Consider the following 18,148-nt stretch of genomic DNA (forward strand, 5'->3'; position numbering starts at 1 on the left):
CACCGCTCAAGCTCTACAGACCATCACACCACAAGACGCAAAAGCATGGCTCAGACTCCGGTTCGGAAACTACACCTAAAGGTAAAATGGTCTAGTCACTGGATTCTAAAATCGATCTTGCCTGAATACGGTATTTTTTTGAGGCTGAGACCGTAACGGATATATCTGTGTTCGAAACCTTGCAAAAGAGTGTTTCTCCAAGGCTACCCATATCATCGCGCACACAAACGAATTCAAGTTGTTTTCCGTGAATGATCTCGCTCGAATAGGTATCGGGAGATTTCATTCGATTCAAAGTGGCGATACCTTCAGCTCGTAGGCGATAGACGTCGGGGGCGTCGAGAACTTTACCCGTTGATTTCATCTGAATTGAGCTTTGACCGCCTAATAGTTCATGCTCTTCCGATAGCTCCAAGCCTTTGTGACGGCCGTCGGGAGTGCAGTTCCAAAGCAGTGGAACATGAAAAGTATGGCCATCGAAGGCTACCTTGTTTCCGTGAAGCAAGTGCCAACCGACGGCTTGTACTGTCGATATGTTCGCCCAGATCACTGACCCAACGACACTGAGCAGGAAGATACTGACGTTGGCAATTACAAACAGCCAAAGAAGTCTTCCCAGCTTTTTGAGGATATTACTCGGCTCCATTCGTTTGCCTCACGATGACTATAAACTGCATCGATATTTGCTCGTTGTGACGCAGGAACCCTGGGGCGAGTGGTAAAGGTGATTTAGCGCTGTAGGCACGGTACATTGTGCCACTGCGATGGGCCGCCCCTTCAGGGCTCTATCTTTTCCAGGGCTGTAACCCAGGGTTGCGGCGACACGGCGAGCAAAAGCGCTCGCCAGCCGCCTCCACCCTGGGCTGGGATATGTCGCCCCTTTGGGGCTTAGTTTTGTGGTTGCCCTATAGCGTGTTGCGGCGATTTCGAGGTTTGCTGTTGCTTCGGGATGCCAGGCGGAGCGGGCGAAGAACGGGAGGAAGCAGGTTCGCTCGCTCCGCTCGGAATGATAACCAGAAAAGCAAGAGCAAAGGCAAAAGCAGCAGTGAAGCAATGGCAGTCGTAGGAGGCTATTTAGCCCAGCAGTGTCACCACGCCGTCCCGTGACTTTGAGAAGCTATGTACGATACGGCCATCTGCGTCGATATGCCGCAGGGTCAGTTTGTCGGGGGTGGCTTCTAGATGGGTGAAACCGTGGATCTTGTGGGCGTAGGGGCCACGTTTGGCTTCAGCGATCTTGAGGTCGTACAGGTCCGCTCCGCCAGCGCCGGATGAGACGAACGATGTTGGGTGCCCTTCGAACTCGAGGTGTTGTAGATCGTGGTCGTGTCCGGCCAGGTAGAGATGCGCGCGATGTTTGCGCAGCAGGGGCTCCCAGTCCTGGATGAGCACCTTGTGGTCGCCGTGCGGACCGTTCGAGAAGATGGGATGATGCCCGATAACGACGAGGAAGGGAGCCTTGCCTGGCTTCTCCAGCTCGGCCGTAAACCAAGCGAGTTGCTCGGCCTGCTGCTCGTGGGTGAGCGTGAAGACAGCGCCGTGGAGAAAGTGTCCCATGGGCATGTTGCTGTCGAGCGCTATGACCTTAATCAAAGGATTGCCGGCGTGGGGCAGGTCGAAGGTGTACCAGAGTGACGGCTGTGTCCAGCGGGTGTTGCCCTTGCGGGCGTAGGCGAGCTCCGCGTCTACCTTGCTGAGCGGCATCTTCTGGTAGTCGTGGTTGCCCATGACGGAGTAGGCCGGGCAGTCGAACGCGCTTTTGGGATACATGTCCTCGAACTGGGTCTTCCAACGAGGGTCGTCGGCTCCGCCCGGCAGTGGGCCGTACCAGCTATCGCCCAGCATGAAGAGGGCTTCGGTCTGCAGGGAGTGTGTCTGCGCGTACTTGACCATGGCGGCGGCCACGCTGGCCTGGTCGCTGTAGTCGCCTTCCCAGCCCCAGTCGCCGACCATCAGGATGTGTTTGGCACTGTTGTCGGGGGCGAGGGCGAAGGCGGTGTGAGTGCCGAGACCTGCGGCGAGGGCGCTGAAGGCGAAGCTCTGCCGGAGGAATTCGCGGCGGTTGAGGGCGTTCTTGGGGGTGTTCAAGGGGAAGGCTCCTGATGCCAAGATTACGAGTTTTGGTGTGCAAAAGACGCTGGTTGTGTGAGATCCGTAATGATTTTGCAGAGGTTTAATAGAGCCTTCATCACGGAGAGCGGTTGCGCGATGGGCTGTTGTGGGACGAGGCGAAGCTTTGGTGGTCCCAATGCGGGGGTCCTTCGCGTACCGTTCAGGATGACGACGAAAAACAGGCAACGGCAAGGACAAAGGCTAAGGCCTTTGGGTTGTGCCTATAGGTCGCGTCGGCCTTCGAGGGCGCGGGTCATCGTGACTTCGTCGGCGTACTCGATGTCGCTGCCGGCGGGGACGCCGGTGGCGATGCGGCTGATATGCAGCGTGGGGTGGGTCTTGCGGATGTCGTCGAGCATGTAGCGGGCTGTGGCTTCGCCTTCGACCGTGGGGCTGGTGGCGAGGATCAGCTCTTCGGCTTCGGCCAGGCGCGGCCAGAGGTTGCGCAGGCGAAGCTGCTCGGGGCCGACGCCGTTTACCGGCGAGAGCGTGCCGTGGAGCACGTGGTAGACGCCGGTGTAGGTGCGGGTCTTTTCGATGGCGTTGATGTTGGTGGGCTCTTCGACCACGCAGATCAGGTGCGTGTTGCGCGCCGGGCTGGTGCAGTAGGCGCAGGGGTCGACGTCGGTGATGTTGTTGCAGATGGAGCAGAGGTGCAGATGCTGCTTGAGGGCGCGGATGGAGTCGGCGAGCGTAGTGGCGTCGGAGTCGGACGAACGCAGGATGTGGAAGGCGTAGCGCTGCGCGGTCTTGGTGCCGACCCCGGGCAGCTTGCGGAGTTCGTCGATGAGCCGGGCCATGGGCTCGGCGAAACGGGTAGCCATAAGAACAGAGTGTAGAGGATAGAGGGTAGAGCGTAGAGAAGACGTTAGAAGCCGGGGAGACCTAAGCCGCCTAGCATGCCGGCGGCGTTGGATTCGGCTGCGGTGTCGGCCTTGCGGGAGGCCTCGTTGACGGCGGCCAGGATGAGGTCTTCGAGCATGGTGATGTCGCCTTCGGCGGCGCTGGCGGCGGAGGGAGCGATGGTGAGTTTCAGGAGCTCTTTCTTGCCGTTCATGCGGACGGTGACGGCGCCGCCGCCGGAGGTGGCTTCGACGATGGTGTCGGCGAGACGTTCGTCCATCTGCGACTTCATCGTCTGTGCCTGGGAGAGCATCTGCTGTATCTGGCCGAGATCCATGCGTGTGTGCCTTTCGAGTGACTAATCTTTGCCGCGAAGATCGATGATCCTGCTGATCTCGGCGGAGAAGAGCTGCTGTGCCTGCTGCACGATAGGATGCTTCGCGGCGAGATCGGCGGCGCTGCCCTCGGCTGCCGGACGGGCCTTCTTCACGGGGCCGCTGGAGGGCGTTCCGGGAACGAACTTGAGCTTTAGGGTGCCGGCGTTCTGCGCGCGCATCACGGTCTTCATGATGCGGTCGGACTCCGTGTTGAGCATGATGGGCAGCATCGTTGCGGAGAGCGTTGTGTGGAGCTCGAGGGTCTCGCCGTTCAGCGAGAGGTGCGAGTCCTCTACCTGCTCTGAGGCCGACTGCTGGCCCTTGGTTCCGGCCAGCGCGGTGACGAAGGCCTGCTGGAGGGCTGCGAGGTCAAGGCCTCCTGGAGCAGGTGTGGAGGCCGCGACGGGTTCAGGGGCAGGAGCGGGGGGCGCTACGGGAGCAGGTGTGGCTATGGCGACAGGGGGCGGCGCTACCGGGGCAGGGGGCGCTGCGACTGCAATCGGAGCTACAGGAGCAGCGGGAGTCGCTTCGGGCGAGGGCACGAGGTGCGGACGCGGGTTCGGTGCTGGGGCGAAGGTCTCGGGCGGAGACGAGGGGGCGGGGCGATCGGCCAGAGCGAGGGAACCTGCGGTTGAGGTGCTGACCGTAGTGGCGGGCATCGGTGCCGAGGGGGTTGGAACCTTCCGTGTGCGTTCGGTCTCGAAGGGAGAAGAGGTGACCGTGGGAGCGGCTGCGGCTGTTGTTGGGGCCGGGGCAGAGCTCGCCTTCGGGGCGAAGGCGTCCATCGTCGCAGAGGGGATGGACGGGGAACTGGGGGCCACGGGAGAGGGGGCTGCCGCACTCGCCGGCGTGCTCATTCTGGAAGGGGATGAGGCAGGCGCCGAAGGGGTGGAGGGCGTCGCGGGCCTTGGGGCAGACGGAGTGCTCGAACCGGTGGGGCCTGAGTTTTTGGCCGGGGCGCCGAGCTGGCTGAGCAGGTCTTCGATCGGGATGAGGCGCTGGACGTGGACGAGCTTTAACAGCCCGAGTTCGAGGTGGAAACGCTGTTCCTGGCGATAGCCAAGCTCGTCGAAGGTGCGGAGCATGATCGCGAGGAAGCGGGAGAGCTCTTCTTCGGTGAAGAGGGCGGCGGTACGAGCGGCGCGGTGGCGCTCTTCGGGCGAGATCTGCAGCAGGTCGGCGGCGACGCCGGTGGCGTCGGCTCCGGGGGCCAGGTTGGTGATTTTGGCGACGATGCAGTTGCGGATGTAGCGCACGAACTGGCGCGCGAGCTGCGGTGCGCCGTTGCCGGCGTCAAGCAGGCGATTGACGATGGCGAGCACGTCTGCGCTGGAGTTGGCGTGGACGGCCTGCAGGACGTCCTCATAGAAGACGTTCGAGACCGAGCCCATGAGCTCGCGCACCTGGCCGAGCTCAAGCGCGGGACGGCCGTCGACCAGCGGCGCGCTGGCGATGGCCTGGTCCATGATGGAGAGCGCGTCGCGCATGGAGCCGTCGCCGGCTTCGGCGAGCAGAGAGAGCGTGGCCTCGTCGACGACGATGTTCTCGTGTTTAGAGATGGCCGTGAGCTGGCCGACGATGTCGTCGAGCTTGACGGCGTGAAAGCTGAAGTGCTGGCAGCGCGAGCGGATGGTCTGCGGGATGTCCTCGGGCTGGGTGGTCGCCATCATGAAGACGATGTGGTCGGGTGGTTCTTCGAGCGTCTTCAGGAGGGCGTTGAAGGCGGCATCGGTGATCTGGTGCGCCTCGTCGAGGATGTAGATCTTGTACTTGTCGCGGGAGGGGCGATAGCGGGCGGCGTCGCGCAGCTCGCGGATCTCGTCGATGCCGCGGTTGGTTGCGGCGTCGATCTCGATGACGTCAACGGCGTTGCCCAGGCGGATCTCGAGGCAGCTCTCACAGGTCTCGCAGGGCTCGGGCGTGGGGCGCTCGGGAGAACCGATGGGCGTGCGGCAGTTGAGCGCGGAGGCCAGGATGCGCGCGATGGTCGTCTTGCCGATGCCGCGGTGGCCGGAGAAGATGTAGCCGTGGGCGATGCGGCTCTGCGCGAGCGCGTTGAGCAGCGTGCGGGTGACGTGGTCCTGCCCAACGACATCGCTGAAGCGTTGGGGGCGGTATTTGCGGGCTAGAACTTGATAGGCCATCGGGCGAGTTTGATTGTATCGTCCGGGGGTGTGGGTTTCGAGGGCAGAGCGGGAGTTGTTGCTTTTCTGGTTGTCATTCCCGGAGGGAACCTGCTGTTTGCTGGTAGCGCCACGGTACCGTCGGGTTTTGGCCTATGTGGATTGGGGCGCGAGCAAAAAACGGGAGGAAGCAGGTTCGCTCGCTGCGCTCGGAATGACAACCAGAAAAGCAACAGCAGATTCCCTACGGGAATGACAAGCCAGAAAGGCAAGAGCAAGAACAACGACAAGAACGAGGCTGAGACCTATGCCGTTGCTGCCACTTTCTTAGCCTTCTTCCGTGCAGCCAGCTTGGCGCGGCGCTGGAGTTCGTCGTCGGAGTACATGGTGCCGCGGCAGCCTGGGGTGCCGCAGTAGCAATCGGCGGTGTCGGTCTCGTCGGAGTCGTAGAGGTTGTACTCGTAGACCAGCTCTTCGCCGGGGGCGATGTCGCGGATGGCGCGGATGAAGACGCGGCCGCCGGTCTCCTCGGTGTCGCAGTTGGGGGCGCAGGAGTGGTTGAGGAACATCGCCGTCCCAAAGCCGTCGATGACGGTTCCGTCTTCGCCGAAGCCGAAGAGATAGGTGACGATACGGTCGGCGTAGCGCTCGTCGGCGAGTTCTTTGGAGAGGCGGGGGCCGTCGTACTCGATGACGCGGCGGCCGTTGGGGATCGCATCGAGCGTGTAACAGCCTGCGGCGTGGATGGAGGAGGAGCGGATCAGGAGGCGAGGGGAGGTGGTGGTTTTCGTGCGCGGCATTGGCCGGAGTATAGCAAGCCTTGGGGTGATGAAAGCATTTTTGCGAGGAGGGGAGGTTATCGTGAGGCCGAGAATGTCGTCTAATAGGGTTATGAGCGGAAAGAGGACAACAGTTCGGTTGGGACTGGCGATCGGAGCGCTGACCGTCGGTTCGATGGTTTGGGCGCAGAATCCGCAGCCCGCGCAGCCTCCGCAGACCAACTGCACCACGAAAGATGCGCAGGGGAATCCGGTCACCGATCCGAAGTGCACGACACCAACGACACCGGCACCGGCAACGCCTCCTCCCAGCGCAGCCCAGCAGTTTCCCTATCCGGGAGAGACGACGCCTAGTTCGGATAATCCCAATACCCCGCTGCCGAACCCTGGAGGCCTGAAGGATGCGGGCAGCTCCGGCAGTTCGAATAAGCCGAATGATTCCAGCAGCTCCAGTAGCTCTAGCTCGAGCAGCTCCAGCAGTTCGAGCGATTTGAATGGGCTTGGGCCGGATCCGGATGATAAGTCTCCGCTGGCCGATGATCCTCCGCCAGAGCCGAAGAGGCCCCGCAGAAAGCTGCCGAATGTCCCGAAGCAGACGCCTACGGAGCGTGTGGACGAAGACCTGAAGGTGGCGCAGTTCTACGCGGATGACGGTAACTATCGCGGGGCGTATCTGCGGTCGAAGGATGCGGTGTCGCTTGCAGATGACGATCCGAACACACACTTCTCGCTGGCCGAATTCGCGCGGAAGCTGGGCAAGCTCGACGAGGCTGTCAAGGAGTACAAGCGTTGCCTTGAGCTGGACCCGATCCCGAAGCAGAAGAAGGCGTCGCAAGAGGCTTTGAAAGAGATGTCGGGGTCGTAAGGCGTTTTGGCTGCTGAGCTTCTTGTTTTGTCGCGATGTTGAAGTGAAGCGGCTAGGCCCCGCATTCTTGCCACTACGAAGACCCCCGCATTTGCGGTGGCACCCGACTGCAGGGGCCCCCTCTAATGCGGGGGTCCTTCGCGTACCGCTCAGGATGACGGCGAAAAACAAACAACGGCAAGAGCGGCGACCGCCATCCGCTTCTTTGCCGTCGTAGACTCTAATTCGCTAACTATCGAAGTCCGTGTCCTGCCGGATACGGTCGCGCATGGTGTCGGTCGTGGTGTTGGGTATGGCTGTAGGGATGGCTGGTTGCAGTTGAGCGTGGCGACGATGCCACATCCGAATCAGCAGGGCAACGCCCAGTGTCGCCAGCACGAAGATGACGCAGGGGACGATCCAGGCTACGTCGTCGAAGCCTCCGCGAATGGGTTCGGCGAGGACGATCGGGCCGTACTTGCCGATGAACCAGTTGAGAACTCCAGTCTCCGGGAGGCCGGTGGCGACCTGGGCGTGGAGCTCGTCGATCATCGGGCCGGAGACGGGGCAGCCGACGTGGTTGCACTCCAGCAGAATCTGACCGCAGCCGCACTGGCATACGAGCTTGTGGCCGATCTTGTCGAAGCTGGAGTTGGGGGTGCCTGCGCCGAGCATCGTTACGGCGAGCAGGCAGACAAACACAACCTGGAGGAGCCGCTTAGACACGAGGGCCTCCTTCGGCTGCGAAGGCCGGGGGTGCTTTGAGCGGCGAGTTGCGAGGTTCGAGTGGCGAGTCGGCTGTGACTTCAACGCGACGGGTTCCGGGTTTCAGTGGGGGAACCAGCGCGATGAACGTGCCGAAGATGATGACGCCGACGCCGATCCAGATCCAGTTCACCAGTGGGTTCAGGAAGACCTTGATGATGGGGCGATCGGTTTCGGGATTACGGCCCATGAAGACGACGTAGAGGTCGCGGGCCAGCGTGGAGTGGATCGCGACGATGGTCGAGGTCTGCTGGCTGGCGGTATAGAAGCGGCGCTCGGGAGTGAGCTGCGTGATCTTCTTGTTGCCGTGGTAGACGTCGAGCAGGGCGAAGTCGGTGTCGTAGTTGGCGTTGGAGTCCTGCGAGTAGCTCTGGCAGACGATCTTGTAGCCATTGAGCTGGATGGAGTCGCCGAAGCCCATCTCGAGTTCTTTGCTCTGGTTGAAGGCGGAGCCCGCAAGGCCGATGAACATGACCACCACGCCGAAGTGGATCAGGTAGCCGCCGTAGCGGCGTGTGTTGCGGCGGACGAGCGTGATGGCGGATGCCGCAAGATTCTGGCTGGTCTGCGTGCGGATGACACCTGCGCCACGCAGGAACTCGGCGAAGATGGCGGTGATGACACCCGCGCCCAGGGCGAAGCAGACCAGGGCGTAGATGCCGGCGGTGGCGTCGTCATCCTTCCAGGGGCGAACGCCGCAGGCCATCAGCACGATGGCCGTTGCGAGGACGGCGATGCAGGGCAGGATGAAGTTGCGGCGGATGGAGCGCAGGGAGGTAGACCGCCATGACAGCAGGGGGCCAATACCTGTAAGGAGAATCAGCGCCAGACCGACGGGAACGGCGACACGGTTGAAGAACGGCGGTCCCATCGTGACCTTGGAGCCCTGTACAAACTCGCTCAGAACGGGGAACAGCGTGCCCCAGAGGACCGTGAAGCAGGCGGCGAGCAGGATCAGGTTGTTGAACAGGAAGCTGGATTCGCGAGAGACGAGCGATTCGAGCCTGTTTTCGGCCTTGAGGTGGTCGCGCTGATAGAGGAAGGTGAACAGGCACACGATGAAGATCACGACCATGAAGCTCGTGAACCAGGAGCCGATGGAGCTCTGTGCGAAGGCGTGCACGGAGCTGACGAGACCGGAGCGTGTGAGGTTGGTGCCGAGGATGGTGAGGAGGAAGGTGGTGAAGATGAGCCAGACGTTCCAGCCCTTCATCATGCCGCGCTTCTCCTGCATCATGACGGAGTGCAGGAAGGCGGTGCCGGTGAGCCAGGGAAGGAAGCTGGCGTTTTCGACGGGGTCCCAGCCCCAGTAGCCGCCCCAGCCGAGCACGGCGTAGGCCCAGTGCATGCCGAGGCAGATGCCGCAGGTGAGGAAGAGCCAGGTGACCATGGTCCAGCGGCGGGTGATGTGTATCCACTTTTCGCCGGGGTAGCGCATCATCAGCGCGCCCAGGGCGAAGGCGAAGGGCACGGAGAAGCCGACGTAGCCGAGGTAGAGCATCGGCGGATGGATGACCATCTCGGGGTATTGCAGGAGCGGGTTGAGACCGAAGCCGTCGGCGGGGGCTACACCTCCGGGCACGATGGCGAATGGTGGAGCGGCGAAGACCAGCAGCAGGAGGAAGAAGACCTGCACTGCGGCGAGAATGGTCGAGGCGTAGGCGCTGAGCGTGATGTCGACCTTGTGGCGCAGGCGCAGGACGAAGCCGTAGGCGGCGAGCAGCCAGGCCCAGAGCAGCAGGGAGCCTTCCTGTCCGGACCAGAGCGCGGAGAACTTATAGGCGGAGGCCAGAGCGCGGTTGGTGTGGTGCAGGATGTAATCGACGGAGTAGTCGTTGGTGAAGGCCGCCCAGATGAGCGCGAAGGCCGCGCAGGAGACGGCGATGAAGCTGGCGATGCCGGCCCGGCGCGAGGTTTCGCGCAGGTTTTCGGGGGAGACGGCAAGCTGCCGCCCGGTGGAGATGGCCCAGAGCGAAAACGCTCCTGACAGGAGCGTGTAGGTGCAGAGCACCAGGGCCAGGAGCAGTGAAAAGCTGCCAAAGGACGGCATTGGATGAGGCATTCGCGAGGGTATCCTTCGCTCACTATTCTCTCAAACTTCAGGCGGAGAAGACGGAGAGAAGCGAAGTCCCGTGCGCTATTCGGTGTTTGTGACCAGCCGATGGACGCTGGCGAGCAGATTATCGGGCAGCAGGGGCTTGAGGCGGAAGTGGATTCCGAGGCCGGCGTACTCCTCTTCGGCCTCCACCATGCCGCTGATGACCAGCACCGGAATCTTTGGCTGGAACTCGCGCAGTTTGCGGACAAACTCGTTGCCATTCATGCAGGGCATGATGTGGTCGGTGAGGATGAGGTCGATCGGGGAGGGGAACTCTTCGCTGCGGAACTGCTCGAGGGCGCGTTCGGGGTTGAGCACAGCAATGACAAAATAACCGGCTCGTTTGAGAATCGTCTGTCGTGTCGCTGCCTGAACGGCGTTATCGTCGATGAGCAAAATGGTGGCGGGCATGCATTCCTTAGTCCAGGTTTTGTGTGTACCGAGCAACATCGATACCTGCGGGCCGGCTGCCAGCGGAATCCGCGGCTTGTTGAAGTGGATGCAGAATTCAGAATAAAGGCTGTCTGAGATTTTTCGTATAAGCAAAAGATGAAATGTTGGGGGGGGAGGGGGTTGGGGCATCAAACGAGCCAGATAGAGGTGGCTGCAAGTTTGGTTGCTGCGGGCCGGGCGGTTGCAGCGGGTGGCTCGTTGGGGGGATCTTCGGCGCCAGTTATGATCTGGCGACGAAAGTCATAACTGGCGCATGCAGAAGGAAGGTTACCCCAGAATCGGAGGTCCGAGCGTGGTTACACGAAACTGGGCAGTCAAGGCGGCAAAGTCGATCTCGCCACCCTGGGCGATGATGACCAGGGCCTCTTCGCAGCCACCCGGCGTGGCCGTAAACAGTAGCCGGACCGGTTTGTCGCTGGGATTACCCCAGGCGTGTGGGATGCCGCGCTTCATCTCCACGGTTTGACCTGCCGTGGCCTCGATCGTCTGCTTGCCCAGAACGACCCGGGCGGAACCTTCCAGGACGAGAAGGTACTCGTCTTCCTTCTCGTGAACGTGCAGTGGGGTGCTGTCTCCGGGATCGGCAACGATCTCCACGATGGAGTAATCGCCATCGGTAGCGGCTGCAGGGACTCGGACGCAGAAACGCTCTCCCGGTCTTGCCGTCAGCCATTTTGCTTCGTTGGCTGCATTCTCTTGATTCTTCAAAGTAAACCTGCCTGTTTGTGAGATGGGACCCAGCACAAAAATGCTTAATCTTTGGCAAGGCTAGCAAGCTGTGCCGGTAAAAGGTGTCTTTTATCTGTCATTTAAGGGATTGAGGTCCGCCACAGGGATGGGTGACAGGGTGGGACGACACAGCATAGAGACCTGGCACAAGGTTGAGCCCCGAAGGGGCGGAGCTATCAAAGCCCAGGGTGAAACCCTGGGTTACAGGGGCAGGAGGTGGTTAGCCCTGAAAGGGCGATCTACCCTGGTTGACCGAGATAGGTCGCCCCTTCAGGGCTCTGCTTTCTCTAGGGTCCGTAACCCAGGGTTCCGGCGACACGGCGAGCAAAGAACGCTCGCCAGCCGCCTCCACCCTGGGCTGGGATATGTCGCCCCTTTGGGGCTTGGTTTGGTGCCATAGCGGAATCCAACCTTTACCAGAATGTTTTGTGGCACGCTATTTTTGTGGCGCGCTGAAGCGCGTTCCCTCAGCGGCTAAAGCCGCGTGCCGGAATGAGCTTTTATGGCACGGGTGAACCCGTGCCCTTAACGAAACATGGGCCGTCCCTTAACGAAATGTGACTTGTTTCATGTGGCCTGTTCTGCAACGAAGGTGACTTGTTCGGGACCCGCGGTAATTAGCATTGGCACGCCATAATCAGCGAGCGGAGGATATAACCACAGGAGCCCCAGCGTAATTCTTCCACACGAATTATTTCCAAATGCCTGATAATACGGCTATGAAGCGCCGCGTTATCAAGCAATATGAGTTCATACGCAAGATCGGCGCGGGTGGCAGCGGCGTTGTGTTTCTGGCCAACGACACGCTGCTGCAACGCCCGGTGGTCTTGAAGCTGCTCAAACGCGGCTCGCAGACTCCTGAACAGATGCGTACGATCCAGATGCGCGAGGCGCGGCTGGCCTCGGCGATCGATCATCCGAATGTCTGCGCGATCTATGAGGTCGGCGAGGCGGATGACGAAGCCTACATCGTCATGCAGTACATTCCGGGCAAGTCGCTGGACAAGGTGATTGAAGAGGGCCCGGCCAGCGCGCAGCTCGTGCTTTCAAGCGGCATGCAGATCTCCGACGGTCTGGCTGCCGCGCACAATCTTGGCATCTTTCACCGTGACCTGAAGCCGGCCAACGTCATGCTGACCGATGGCGGACTGATTAAGATCCTCGACTTCGGGCTGGCCCGGCAGTTGAAGCGTGAGAACGTGGACTTCGACCCTGCCGGTCCGGCGCAGATGCAGTCGGCCGCTTTGGCCGGACAGACCTATACGGCGCGCGGCGGAACGATCGCCTACATGGCCCCGGAGCAGTTTGTGACCGGGCAGAGCAGTATCCAGAGCGACATCTTCGCGCTGGGGTTGATCCTCTACGAGATGGTCAGCGGACGGCATCCGTTCCATCGTCCCGATGGCCAGGAGCTGCAGAGCATTCGCGCGATCCAGTTCGCGGAGCCGCCGCCGCTGCGCGAGATCGTTCCGGACCTCTCGGTGGAGCTGGAGAGCGTGATTCTACGCTGCCTCGCGAAACAGCCCTCGGAGCGCTATGCTTCGGCTGCGGAGGTGCGCGAGAGCCTGAAGACGATCGTGAAGACGCTCCAGCTCGACTCGGTTGTCATGCCGGGCGAGGGCGCGATCAACATGCCAGCGCAACAGCGGCTCGATATGGAGACGCCCGAGGAAGAGAAGCGTACGACAGGCATCCTCTCGATGCTGGCGGAGCGCTTTCGCGAGAGCGTTACGAGCACGACGAACAAGGGAACGAGCATTGTTGTTCTGCCGTTCGTGAATCTTGGCACGACGGCTGCGACGCCGTTCTACGGCTACGCGCTGGCCGATGCGCTGGCGGCGCGTCTGGCCAAGGTCCCGGCGCTGGTAGTGCGGCCTTCGAGCGCCCTGATGAATGTACCGACGCAGCAACTGGACCCGCTCAGCGTGGGGCGCAAGTTGATGGTGAACTACGTTCTGGCAGGCAGCTTTCTGCGCTCGGAGAGCGGGTTCGATTTGAACTGGCAGTTGCTGGATGTCGAGGGGCAGAGCGTTCGGACGGGCGGCGCGATCAGCGTGCAGAGCTTCGATCTGATCTCGGTGCAGACGGAGATCTGCGACGAGGTCTTCGGTGAGCTGCATGGATTTGGAGATCTGCAGGGAGGCATGGGCGAGCCGCAGCGCAGGGATGCGCTGGGAGGCAACGTCTCGGAGGAGTACCTGCAGGCACGCGCGCTGTTGTCCTCGTTCATGTCGAGAACCGGAAACCGCGAGGAACTGGATCGGGCACGCGAGCTCTTTGCCCGCGTCGTCGTGCAGGATGCGGCTTATGCACCGGGATGGTCGGGCCTGGGGATTACGCACCTGCAGTATGCGCGGCACGGGTTGGGCGGGCAGATGCATGTGCTGGAGGCGCGGCGCGCCTTCGACCGCGCGCTGGAGCTGGATTCGGGATCGGTTGAGGCGAATCTCTATCGCGTGTACATGCTGCTCTCGCGCGGTGAAAAAGAGAGCGCCCGGCATGGTATCGAGCATCTGTTGCAGCAGGCTGACAACGACTGGAACGTCCATCTTGTCGCGGGCATGACGTTGCGCATCGACGGCATGTATGAAGAGGCCCTGGACCAGTTCAATATCTCACTGCGACTGAATCCATCGAATGCGGCGATGATCTATAACCATCGTGCCAGGGTTTATCAGTATCAGAATCAGTTGGAGCTGGCGGCGGACGAGATCGAGAAGGGGCTCACGCTGGAGCCGAGGCAGCCGTTGCTGCGCATCTCGCTGGGATATCAGCAGATGCGCGAAGGCCAGTTGTCGCGGGCGGTGGATACGCTGGAGAGCGTTATCCGCGATGATGCGACGCTGCGGATCGTGTTTCCGACGATTGCGATGTGCTACGTGCAGCTCGGCGACCGGCATAAGGCGGCGGAGTTCATCCTGGAAGAGACGCTGGCTGCGGCTGAGGCCGATAGCGAGATGGCTTACAGGTTGGCGACTTATTTTGCGGTGGAAGGGGATGAGTCCGAAGCCCTGCACTGGCTGCGTCGCGCGATCTACCTGGGGAATGAGAACTATCCGTGGTTCAGCAAGAATCCGGCATGGCGCGGCATGAGCGATCATGGGGACTTTCAGCGCGCGCTGGAGGATTTGAAGAAGAGCTATCGGAGAAATCAGAAGAACTGGAAGCGGTTGTTGTCGCAGGTGATGCGGTAGGGCTGGGCGGGTATGAGCGAAGAGCGGGAGGAAGCAGGTTCCTCGGCTGCGCCTCGGAATGACAACCAGAAAAGCAAAGGCAACAGCAACCGCGGAAGCAGATTCCCTGCGGGAATGACAACTAGAAAGGCAAAGGCAAAGGCAAAAACGGCCCCTCATGGGGCCGTTTGATTTGTTATGAGTTGGAACTAGCGGTTGGCGGGTTCGAGAGGCATGGGCTGCGTCAGGCTGAAGATAATCTCCGTGCCTGCGTGCAGGGTCTCCTGGTTCTCATGCTTCAGCCACCAGACCGTGCCTACTCCGGCGCCGATGCCAGCGCCAACTACTGCGCCTACTCCGCCGCCAACTACTGCGCCTGTGACTGCGGCTGCGCCTGTGGTGAGGCCGAGGGTCGTCAGTGTGCTTTTGCTGTGGTCGTTGCCGACAATGGTGCCTTCTCCGGAGACGTGCGAGTTGCGAATGTGCGCGAGGTCTACGACCTGGGCATCCAGACGATAGGTCACGCCGTCGGGCAGAGTCACGAACTCGGGCTGGAGATGGATGGAAGCGGAGCCGCTGATGCGGCGGCCTTCGTGGAGATTGCTGACGCGGCCGCTGAGAATGGAGCCGGCAGGGATGATGACCCGGCCGTGATGTTCGATGTTCTGGGTGAGCTGGGTGTGGAAGGCAGCACCGCGAGCAGTCGTTTGGGTAGAGATTTCGCTGTCGAGGACTGTTCTGAACAGGGTGCCTTCGGGCAGCTCATTGGCATTCGTCGGAACGTCGATGACGACACCGCTGTTGATGTCATCGGTTACGGTCATGGGTGCTTCGCGGCGAACGATCTGCGCGGTTTCTACAGAGGGCTGATCTGAACCGTACGCAGGAGGGACATACGAGCGATCATGCAGGACCGGAGCGGGTGCGGACGCATTGTCGACCGGGGTGCCTGCGGAGGGCTTTTGATAGTGCTGGGGCGGAGCCTGGGTGGTCGCCGAGATGGAGTCGTTGAGGTCTTCGGGGTGCGAAACTCCCGAGCTTTGCGCAAACAGAGGCGCTGCGAGCAGGAGGGAGGCGGCAGCGGTGAGACTGGGAATCGTGAGCTTCATGGGGCCGGGTCCTCGCATAAGGCGCAAAGGCGCTTGTTTAGAGGATAAAGCGGTAGGAGGGGCTTTGGTGGGAATCGTGTTGCGAAGGCATCCGGCGGGTTAACACGGGGGGCTTTGTCTTTCGTCGTCATCCTGAGCCAACGGCGAAGGACCCCCGCATTGGTGGTGGCACAAGGGCATGGTGCCACCCAGACAAACGATGTCGGGTCAACGAGCAGCGTTCGCTCCAGTGGCATTGTGCAAAATGCGGGGGTCCTTCGCGTACCGCTCAGGATGACGACGAAGAACAAACAACGACAATTACTTGCGTGGCCCCGTAGCGATCACGCGCTCGTAGTACTCCTCGTAGTGGGGGATGATGCGTGAGGCGCAGAACTTGTCCTGGGCGGTGCGTCGAGCGGCGAGGGACATGGCTTCGAGACGTGCGGGGTCGGTGAGAAGTGAGAGTGTGCCGGCGGCCATGCCGTCGATATCTCCGACTTCGTAGAGCAAGCCGTTGATGCCGTCTTCAATGAGCTCCGGTACGCCGCCCACACGAGTCGCGATGGCGGGAACGCGGCAGGCCATTGCCTCCAGCGCTGCGAGGCCGAAGGACTCCATCTCGCTTGGCATCAGCATGAGGTCGGCGAGTCCGAGGAGTTCGTTGACGTTCTCCTGCTTGCCGAGAAATTCGACGCGGTTGGTGATGCCGTGACGCCGGGCGAGAAACTCGGCGGCGGAGCGCTCGGGGCCGTCGCCGATGAGGAGGAGACGCGAGGGAACCTTAGGAGCGATACGGGCGAAGACCTCGACGACATCGAGCACGCGTTTGACGGGGCGGAAGTTGGAGAGGTGGACGAGGATGCGCTCGTCGGCAGAGGCGAAGCGGGGGCGTTGTTTGGCTACAAGCTCGGGGTCGCGGGTGTAGAAGTCGCAGTTGACGAAGTTGCGGATCACTTCGATGTCGCGCTTGATGCCGAAGGCCTCGTAGGTGCGGTCGCGCAGGTAGCTGGAGATGGCGGTGACGCCGTCGGACTCTTCGATGCCGAAGCGGGTGATGGGAAGGTACGAGCGGTCGAGGCCGACGAGGGTGATGTCGGTGCCGTGGAGTGTCGTGATAAAGGGCAGATGGAGGCCGCGCGCGGCGAGCATCTGGCGAGCCAGTAGGGCGCTGACGCTATGCGGAATGGCGTAGTGGACGTGCAGGAGGTCGAGCGAATGAAGCTCCGCGACCTCGGCCATGCGGGTGGCGAGCGCGAGATCGTAGGGGGGGAACTCGAACAACGGGTAGTTCGAGACCGGGACCTCGTGATAGTGGATGTTGGCTTCGCGGCCGGTGAGGCGGAAGGGCTGCGAGTAGGTGATGAAGTGGATCTCATGCCCGCGTGCCGCGAGTTCGATGCCTAGTTCCGTGGCGACGACGCCGGAGCCGCCGTAGGTGGGGTAGCAGGTGATACCGATCTTCATAGGGGTGGACTCGCGCTTCCAAAAATATCTTAGAACGGTACGTATAACTGGGCAGTAAAGTCTCTGGGCCGGTGCGAACGAGAGCCTTGACGCAAAGGTCGCGAAGAGAAGAGCCAAGGTTCGCTACGGCTGCCGTGATGAAGGTTAGCGTTCGTGGTTACTCTGCATCAATGTTACTCAGCATCAATGTTACTCAGCATCAAGGGTTTTCAGCTTCCCATAGTGGATGAGTTCGAGGCCTGAAAGATGCAGGGAAGATTCCAGCAGGGCTGTGCGCTCGACCTCTCTTGTGGCGCGGAGCCTTGTGGTGACGGCGTCGAGGTCGCGGTCGTTGTAGCCAGGGTGGCAGACGAGCTCCCAGAGTCCTTCGGGCATGGCGTCCAGCATGGCACGCAGGGTTGAGGCGTCGAGACGGCCTGTTGCCGAGATGCCGATGGTGCCGTTCGTTGTAAGGATACTGCCCGAACGAATCTGCGGCAGGGCTTCGAAGCGTTTGCGAAGGGAATGGAGCAGCCGGACCTGGAGACCGCGTATCCAGCCGCCCTTGCCGAGAGCCAGACTCCAGGGCTCTTCAAAGGGGTTGCGGACGGCGCCGATGCCGTTCTTTTCAGCGACATTGAGCAGCGGTCGGGCGACGCTGGGGAGCATGTGGGTGTGTTTGTGGGTGTCGAGGTGCGTGACCGGGAGCCCTGCCTGGTGGATGCGCTGGATCTGCGCCTGGGCCTCGCGTGCGATCTCGTCGCTGTTGATCTTGCCGCGCAGGGCTGCGCTGAGAAAGCTGGAGAGAGTGGGGCGAAAGCTTTTGCCGTCGGGGCCGAGCAGCGTGGGGATGCTTGGTGGGGGCGAGAGGGGGATGCCGTCGGTGAGGACAACGTGGCAGCCGACGCCGAGCGAGGGGTTTGCGTGGGCGATGGCGACGGCGTCGTCGAAGGCCGGGCCGTTGGCCATGAGGGTGGCGGAGGTGAGCACGCCTGCCTGGTGGAGCTCGAGGATGGAGCGGTTGATTCCGCGGGTGAGGCCGAAGTCGTCTGCGTTGATGATGAGGCGGGTGGGCATAGAGGGTCTTGGATTGGTTGTTGTGGCTGCTGTTTGTTTTTCGCCGTCATCCTGAGCGGTACGCGAAGGACCCCCGCATTTTGCACCATGCCGGAGGTAGCGAATCCTGCCTGTCATACCCGAGGTGCTTAAAGCTCTTGCAGGGCCGAGAGGCAGGGGTGGTCCCCAATGCGGGGGTCCTTCGCGTACCGCTCAGGATGACGGCGAAAAACAAACAACGACACCGACGACCATGCTCTTC

The 18,148-nt window shown here is 61.5% G+C and carries 15 protein-coding genes; 2 read left to right on the forward strand and 13 right to left on the reverse strand.

The features are described 5' to 3' along the window. Positions 1 to 91: 91 nt before the first annotated feature. The 6 genes from HDF15_RS20930 to HDF15_RS20955 all read right to left on the reverse strand — a co-directional run bounded on the left by HDF15_RS20930 (position 92) and on the right by HDF15_RS20955 (position 6,255). Positions 92 to 646 (reverse strand): hypothetical protein, encoded by a 555-nt coding sequence (locus HDF15_RS20930; RefSeq protein WP_184259127.1) that lies wholly within the window; start codon positions 644 to 646, stop codon positions 92 to 94. Positions 647 to 1,074: 428 nt separating this feature from the next. Then, entirely contained in the window at positions 1,075 to 2,088 is a 1,014-nt protein-coding gene (locus tag HDF15_RS20935) for a metallophosphoesterase (protein ID WP_184259129.1), read from the reverse strand. 245 nt (positions 2,089 to 2,333) lie between these two features. Next, positions 2,334 to 2,912, reverse strand: a complete 579-nt coding sequence (gene recR / locus HDF15_RS20940) for a recombination mediator RecR (protein ID WP_260331217.1) — start codon at positions 2,910 to 2,912, stop codon at positions 2,334 to 2,336. Positions 2,913 to 2,980: 68 nt separating this feature from the next. Next, the gene (locus tag HDF15_RS20945) at positions 2,981 to 3,292 is read right to left on the reverse strand and encodes a YbaB/EbfC family nucleoid-associated protein (protein WP_184259133.1); all 312 of its coding nucleotides are present in this window, start codon (positions 3,290 to 3,292) and stop codon (positions 2,981 to 2,983) included. Positions 3,293 to 3,313: 21 nt separating this feature from the next. Beyond that, positions 3,314 to 5,476 carry a DNA polymerase III subunit gamma/tau gene (gene dnaX / locus HDF15_RS26295; protein WP_184259135.1) on the reverse strand — a complete coding sequence of 721 codons (2,163 nt, stop codon included), beginning with the start codon at positions 5,474 to 5,476 and terminating at the stop codon, positions 3,314 to 3,316. 284 nt (positions 5,477 to 5,760) lie between these two features. Continuing rightward, positions 5,761 to 6,255: an SET domain-containing protein gene (locus HDF15_RS20955; protein ID WP_184259137.1), complete on the reverse strand. Its 495-nt coding sequence runs from the start codon at positions 6,253 to 6,255 to the stop codon at positions 5,761 to 5,763. A 118-nt stretch (positions 6,256 to 6,373) separates the two neighbouring features. Here HDF15_RS20955 and HDF15_RS20960 point away from each other — a divergent pair, with 118 nt between their 5' ends. Next, the gene (locus HDF15_RS20960; protein ID WP_184259139.1) at positions 6,374 to 7,099 is read left to right on the forward strand and encodes a M48 family metallopeptidase; all 726 of its coding nucleotides are present in this window, start codon (positions 6,374 to 6,376) and stop codon (positions 7,097 to 7,099) included. Positions 7,100 to 7,327: 228 nt separating this feature from the next. On the opposite strand, the gene HDF15_RS20965 is transcribed toward HDF15_RS20960, so the two are convergent. From HDF15_RS20965 to HDF15_RS20980, 4 genes are all read right to left on the reverse strand, one after another. Next, positions 7,328 to 7,804, reverse strand: a complete 477-nt coding sequence (locus HDF15_RS20965; protein ID WP_184259141.1) for a cytochrome c-type biogenesis protein CcmH — start codon at positions 7,802 to 7,804, stop codon at positions 7,328 to 7,330. Next, positions 7,797 to 9,905: a heme lyase CcmF/NrfE family subunit gene (locus tag HDF15_RS20970; RefSeq protein ID WP_184259143.1), complete on the reverse strand. Its 2,109-nt coding sequence runs from the start codon at positions 9,903 to 9,905 to the stop codon at positions 7,797 to 7,799. Before HDF15_RS20970 ends, HDF15_RS20965 begins: the two co-directional genes overlap by 8 nt. Positions 9,906 to 9,980: 75 nt before the next feature. Then, positions 9,981 to 10,352 (reverse strand): response regulator, encoded by a 372-nt coding sequence (locus HDF15_RS20975; protein ID WP_014264650.1) that lies wholly within the window; start codon positions 10,350 to 10,352, stop codon positions 9,981 to 9,983. A 309-nt stretch (positions 10,353 to 10,661) separates the two neighbouring features. After that, positions 10,662 to 11,102 (reverse strand): cupin domain-containing protein, encoded by a 441-nt coding sequence (locus HDF15_RS20980; protein ID WP_221314546.1) that lies wholly within the window; start codon positions 11,100 to 11,102, stop codon positions 10,662 to 10,664. Between the two features lie 740 nt (positions 11,103 to 11,842). Between HDF15_RS20980 and HDF15_RS20985 the strand changes: the two genes are divergently transcribed. After that, the gene (locus tag HDF15_RS20985; protein WP_184259252.1) at positions 11,843 to 14,317 is read left to right on the forward strand and encodes a serine/threonine-protein kinase; all 2,475 of its coding nucleotides are present in this window, start codon (positions 11,843 to 11,845) and stop codon (positions 14,315 to 14,317) included. Positions 14,318 to 14,505: 188 nt separating this feature from the next. On the opposite strand, the gene HDF15_RS20990 is transcribed toward HDF15_RS20985, so the two are convergent. The 3 genes from HDF15_RS20990 to HDF15_RS21000 all read right to left on the reverse strand — a co-directional run bounded on the left by HDF15_RS20990 (position 14,506) and on the right by HDF15_RS21000 (position 17,907). Next, positions 14,506 to 15,405 (reverse strand): hypothetical protein, encoded by a 900-nt coding sequence (locus tag HDF15_RS20990; RefSeq protein ID WP_184259147.1) that lies wholly within the window; start codon positions 15,403 to 15,405, stop codon positions 14,506 to 14,508. A gap of 300 nt (positions 15,406 to 15,705) precedes the next feature. After that, the gene (gene bshA / locus HDF15_RS20995) at positions 15,706 to 16,851 is read right to left on the reverse strand and encodes an N-acetyl-alpha-D-glucosaminyl L-malate synthase BshA (RefSeq protein ID WP_184259149.1); all 1,146 of its coding nucleotides are present in this window, start codon (positions 16,849 to 16,851) and stop codon (positions 15,706 to 15,708) included. 189 nt (positions 16,852 to 17,040) lie between these two features. Next, entirely contained in the window at positions 17,041 to 17,907 is an 867-nt protein-coding gene (locus tag HDF15_RS21000; RefSeq protein WP_184259151.1) for a ChbG/HpnK family deacetylase, read from the reverse strand. Between the last annotated feature and the right edge of the window lie 241 nt (positions 17,908 to 18,148).

Source organism: Granulicella mallensis (assembly GCF_014203225.1).
GTDB lineage: Bacteria > Acidobacteriota > Terriglobia > Terriglobales > Acidobacteriaceae > Granulicella > Granulicella mallensis_A.